Raw genomic sequence first — 4,818 nt, forward strand, 5'->3', positions numbered from 1 at the left:
CCACGCTGTTCCCCTTCACCATGGACGGCCACCGCCTGGGCGTGCGCCTGCAGCCGCCCACCATGGGACAGCACACGGCCGAGCTGCTGCACGGCCTGGGGTACAGCTCACAAGACATCGAGCAACTGCAGGCGCGAGCAGCGATCGCGTGAGGACCGGTTCTTTTCCCATCACGACAACGGAGACATCAGCATGACCCACGACCACAGCCCGTCATTCCTCAACCGCCGCCAGGCCCTGCTGGGTCTGGCCGCCGCCGCCCTGGGCACGCACGGCGACCTGTTCGCGCAGGCACCCGGCTCGGTGGTCCGCTTCATCCTGCCGGTCAGCGCCGGCTCGGGCGTGGACGGCATCGCGCGCGCCGCGAGCCACCAGCTGGCCGCGGCCCTGGGCACCTCGGTGGTGATCGAGAACCAGCCCGGCGCCGGTGGCGTGGTGGGCACCAACGCGGTGGTCAAGGCCGCGCCCGATGGCCAGACCCTGAGCATGGTGTCCAACAACCACGTGATCTACCCCTCGGTGCTCAAGTCGCTGCCCTTCGACCCCATCGCCGACATCACGCCCATCACCATCATCGGCGCCACGCCGCTGGTGCTGGTGGTCAACCCCGGCCTGCCGGTGAACAACATGCAGGAGTTCGTGGCCCTGCTCAAGGCCAACCCCGGCAAGTACAACTTCGCCTCCTCGGGCAACGGCACCATCCTCCACCTGGCGGCCGAGATGTTCAAGGACGTCACCGGCACCTTCTCTACCCACATCCCCTACCGCGGTTTCGGCCCCATGCTGGCCGACATCGTGGGCGGCCAGGTGCACTGGGGCGTGGGCGCGCTGCCGGCCTGCAAGGGCCAGATCGACGCCGGCCGCGTGCGCGCCATCTGCGTCTCGGCGCCGCAGCGCATTCCCGCCGCGCCCAACATCCCCACCGCCGTGGAGCAGGGCTTTCCCGACTACCTGGTCGAAGGCTGGATCGCCGCCGCCGGCCCCAAGGGCATGAGCCCGGACCTGGTCAAGCGCCTGCACGCCGCCTTCGTCAAGGCCTTCAACACGCAGGAAGTGAAAGACGCCATGGCCAAGCAGGGCAACACCATCAGCCTGACCTCACCCGAAGCCGCGGTGGCGCACTTCAAGAGCGAAATGGTGAAGTACGCCGGGCTGGTCAAGAAGGCCGGCGTGGTCGCGCAGTGAGCGGCATTTTTTCTTCGCCGGGCCGCCCCAGGATGAAAAGTGCCCCCTTGGAGGGCAGCGACCCGCGTCAGCGGCGGAGCGTGGGGGCCAATTCCATGCCCCAGGTCCACATCAGCGAAGTCGGTCCGCGCGACGGCCTGCAGTCCGTCAAAGCCACCATGCCCACGGCGGACAAATGCCGCTGGATCAGTGCGCTGGCCGCGGCCGGCCTGCGCGAGATCGAGGTCGGCTCCTTCGTGCCGGCCAAGCTGCTGCCGCAGATGGCCGACGTGGCCGAGGTGGTGCGGCACGCGCTCACCCTCCCGGGCCTGCGCGTGATGGCCCTGGTGCCCAACCGGCGCGGGGCCGAAGCCGCGCTGGCCGCCGGGGTGCACAAGCTCACGCTGCCGGTCTCGGCCAGCGAGGCGCATTCGCTGGCCAACGTGCGCAAGACGCGCGAGCAGATGGTGACCGAGCTGAGCGAGGTGATCGCCCTGCGCAACGCGGTGGCGCCCGGCGTGCCGGTGGAGGTGGGCATGTCCACCGCGTTTGGCTGCACGTTGCAGGGTGCGGTGCCGGAAGACGAGGTGATCGCGCTGGCCCTGGCCTGTGTGCAGGCCGGCGTCGATGAAGTGGGCCTGTCCGACACCACCGGCATGGCCAACCCCGCGCAGGTGCGGCGCCTGTTCACCCGGCTGCGCGCCGAGCTGGGCGAGCGCGCCGGCGCGGCCCACATGCACAACACCCGCGGCCTGGGCCTGGCCAACTGCCTGGCGGCGTACGACGTGGGCGTGCGCAGTTTTGACAGCTCGCTCGGCGGCCTGGGCGGTTGCCCCTACGCGCCCGGCGCCAGCGGCAACGTCGTCACCGAAGACCTGGTCTTCATGTTCGAGGCCATGGGCGTGAGCACGGGGGTGAATCTCCAGAAGCTCATGGCCGCGCGCGAGCCGTTGAAGGCCGGCCTGCCCGGCGAGCCCATCTATGGCATGACGCCCGAAGCCGGGTGGCCCAAAGGCTGGACATCGGCATCATTCGGTGTCTGAAACACTATCAATCCATCAGGTGGATCGGTTGATTTGACACCGCTGCTGGGGTAATCTGCCCCGGTGGACAAACTCAAACAGCTCGAAACCTTCGTGTCCGTCGCCGCGCGCGGCAGCCTGACCGCGGCCGCCAAGGCCGAGGGCGTGGCCCCGGCCATCATCGGCCGCCGGCTCGACGCGCTCGAAGCCCGCCTGGGCGTCAAGCTCATGGTGCGCACCACGCGGCGCATCACGCTCACCCACGAAGGCAGCGCCTTCCTCGAAGACTGCCAGCGCCTGCTGACCGACCTGGCCAACGCCGAGGCCAGCGTCAGCGCCGGTGGCGTCAAGGCCAGCGGGCATCTGCGCATCACCGCGCCGGCGGGCTTTGGCCGCCGCCACGTGGCGCCGCTGGTGCCGCGTTTTCGCGAGCTGCACCCCGAGGTCACCATCTCGCTGAACCTAAGCGACCGCGTGGTCGACGTGGCCGGCGAGGGCTACGACTGCGCGGTGCGGGTGGGCGATCTGCCCGATTCGTCGCTGGTCAGCGTGCGCCTGGCCGACAACCGCCGCCTGTGCGTGACCACGCCCCAATACCTGCAGCGCCACGGCCGCCCGTTGACCCCCGCGGACCTGGTGCGCTTCGATTGCCTGGTGCTCAGCAGCGACGCGTCACAGACGCGCGGCTGGGCTTTTTCCATGCCCGCCGGCGAGGGCGGCAGCGAAACCGAGATCACCCACCTGCGCCCCGGCGGCCCGCTGGACTGCAGCGACGGCCAGGTGCTGCACGAGTGGTGCCTGGCGGGCTATGGCATCGCCTGGCGCAGCACCTGGGAGGTGGAGGCCGACATCGCCGCCGGCCGCCTGGTGACCGTGCTCGACGACTACGCCGCGCCGCCCAACGGCATCTACGCGCTGTTCCCCCAGCGCAAGCACCTGGCCCTGCGCGTGCGCCTGTGGATCGACTTTTTGAAGCACCATTACGGGCAGGCGGATTTCTGGGCAGGGCGTTGATCGATGCGCCTGCCGTGGCCAAGCAAGGAGAACCGAACATGAACCCTCCCATCGCCCGTCGTGGGCTTGTGCTGGCCGGCGCGGCCGGCATCGCAACCGGGCTGGCCGGCTGCTCGATCCCGATTTCGATGCCCGGCGTGGGCCGCGCGCCCGACGCGCCGGCCTCGCGCGACTACCGCCGCGCGGCGGCCAGCCACGTCTACCAGCGCAACGCCCACCGCATCTTCAAAGGCCAGATGCCGCCCATGCTCTACGCCATCGGGGTGCTGCAGGTCGACATCGACCGCGCGGGGCGGGTCACGAAGCTCCACTGGCTGCGCGCACCCAGTCATGCGCCCGAGGTGGTGGCCGAGATCGAGCGCACCGTGCGCCAGGCCGCGCCCTTCCCGTCGCCCGGCGGCGCGGTCACCTGGACCGACACCTGGCTGTGGGACAAGAGCGGGCGCTTCCAGCTCGACACGCTGACCGAAGGGCAGTTGTAGTTCCCCTCAGCGAAGCCGGCGGGTGGGGCCGACATTCTGTCGACTCCGCTGACATCCGCGACGGGATCGGCGCGGGCCGGCGAATGGAATCAACGGTGTTCGGCTCCGGCATGCAACTTGCAATTTGTTGCAGCAACCAGTCGAGGAGGCCCCATGAACGCGTTCAAACACCTGTTGTCCACCGTGGGCCTGGTCATGGGCTTTGCCTGCACGGCCCATGCCGCACCGGTGGCGTTCGGCGGCAGCCAGTACGACGTGATCCTGGCGGAGGGCATCACCTGGACGGCTGCCGATGCGGCCGCCAGTGCGATGGGATCGTCCTGGCGTCTGGCGACCATCACCTCTGCGGCAGAAGACAGTTTCGTGGCGTCACTGCTGTCCACGGCCTTTGCGCAGCGTTCCCATTTCTGGCTGGGGGGAACGGACACCGCGGTCGAGGGCACCTGGGCATGGGAGACCGGCGAGGCGTTCTCGTATGTGCACTGGGCGCCTGGAGAGCCCAACAACTCGGGCAATGAAGATTTCCTGGCCTACGACCTGAGAAGCACCACGTGGGCCTGGAACGATGCGCCGGACACGGTGGTCAGCACCTATGGTTTCGCGCGGGGCTACATCGTCGAGCGTGCGGCGCCGAGGGATGTGTCGGAGCCGGGCATCTGGTCTTTGCTGGTGCTGGCAGCGGTGCTGGCCGGCGTCGCCAGACGCCGACCTGCCTTCGCCTGAAGGGGGCTGCCTTCGGGCGGTCGGCGCTCGCATGGCGGGTGTCATCCGTGCCGCACGTGGCCGGATCACCGGTGGGCCGGCGCCGGCGCGACCAGACGCGCGCCGGGCCATTGCCCGCTGCGGCACAGCTCACCCGCGACCGCCATGGCCTGCTGCGCCACCGCCTGCGCGGCGGCCGACAGCGGGATGTGGGCCGAGGTGCACAGCGCCAGCACCCGCTCCAGCGGCGGCGACACCACGGGCGTGGCCTGCAGCAGGCCGGCGTCGACATCGGCCTTGAGTGGCATCACCGGCAGCAGCGTCTGCCCCAGCCCGGCCAGCAGCGAGGTGCGCAGGATGCTGATGGAGCTGATGTCGGTCACGGCCTGGGGCGGTGCCAGCCCGGCGTCGCGTGCGGCCGCCTCGATCAGCGG

General features: G+C 69.9%; 6 protein-coding genes. 5 read left to right on the forward strand and 1 reads right to left on the reverse strand.

Annotated elements, in window-relative coordinates; genetic code table 11:
- The first annotated feature begins 192 nt into the window (after window positions 1–192).
- The 5 genes from RMP09_RS16575 (at window position 193) to RMP09_RS16595 (ending at window position 4,405) form a co-directional block, all read left to right on the forward strand.
- Window positions 193–1,185 (forward strand): tripartite tricarboxylate transporter substrate binding protein, encoded by a 993-nt coding sequence (locus RMP09_RS16575; protein WP_310567091.1) that lies wholly within the window; start codon window positions 193–195, stop codon window positions 1,183–1,185.
- Between the two features lie 95 nt (window positions 1,186–1,280).
- Entirely contained in the window at window positions 1,281–2,207 is a 927-nt protein-coding gene (locus RMP09_RS16580) for a hydroxymethylglutaryl-CoA lyase (RefSeq protein WP_310567092.1), read from the forward strand.
- Window positions 2,208–2,270: 63 nt separating this feature from the next.
- Window positions 2,271–3,200, forward strand: coding sequence for a LysR family transcriptional regulator (locus RMP09_RS16585; RefSeq protein ID WP_310567093.1), 930 nt, complete (start codon window positions 2,271–2,273; stop codon window positions 3,198–3,200).
- Window positions 3,201–3,238: 38 nt separating this feature from the next.
- On the forward strand, window positions 3,239–3,682 hold the full coding sequence (locus RMP09_RS16590) for a hypothetical protein (protein WP_409559746.1): 444 nt from the start codon (window positions 3,239–3,241) through the stop codon (window positions 3,680–3,682).
- A gap of 153 nt (window positions 3,683–3,835) precedes the next feature.
- Window positions 3,836–4,405, forward strand: coding sequence for a lectin-like protein (locus tag RMP09_RS16595; protein WP_310567094.1), 570 nt, complete (start codon window positions 3,836–3,838; stop codon window positions 4,403–4,405).
- A gap of 65 nt (window positions 4,406–4,470) precedes the next feature.
- On the opposite strand, the gene RMP09_RS16600 is transcribed toward RMP09_RS16595, so the two are convergent.
- Window positions 4,471–4,818 (reverse strand): LysR substrate-binding domain-containing protein (locus tag RMP09_RS16600; RefSeq protein ID WP_310567095.1); only part of this gene is annotated, 348 nt, incomplete at its 5' end.

Source organism: Hydrogenophaga sp. (assembly GCF_031426985.1).
Classification (GTDB): Bacteria; Pseudomonadota; Gammaproteobacteria; order Burkholderiales; family Burkholderiaceae_C; genus Hydrogenophaga.

What these genes read in the sequence shown, in the direction of transcription:
- RMP09_RS16575 (WP_310567091.1), top strand. Translation starts at nt 193, where the DNA reads ATGACCCACGACCACAGCCCGTCATTCCTCAACCGCCGCCAGGCCCTG.
- RMP09_RS16580 (WP_310567092.1), top strand. Translation starts at nt 1,281, where the DNA reads ATGCCCCAGGTCCACATCAGCGAAGTCGGTCCGCGCGACGGCCTGCAG.
- RMP09_RS16590 (WP_409559746.1), top strand. Translation starts at nt 3,239, where the DNA reads ATGAACCCTCCCATCGCCCGTCGTGGGCTTGTGCTGGCCGGCGCGGCC.
- RMP09_RS16595 (WP_310567094.1), top strand. Translation starts at nt 3,836, where the DNA reads ATGAACGCGTTCAAACACCTGTTGTCCACCGTGGGCCTGGTCATGGGC.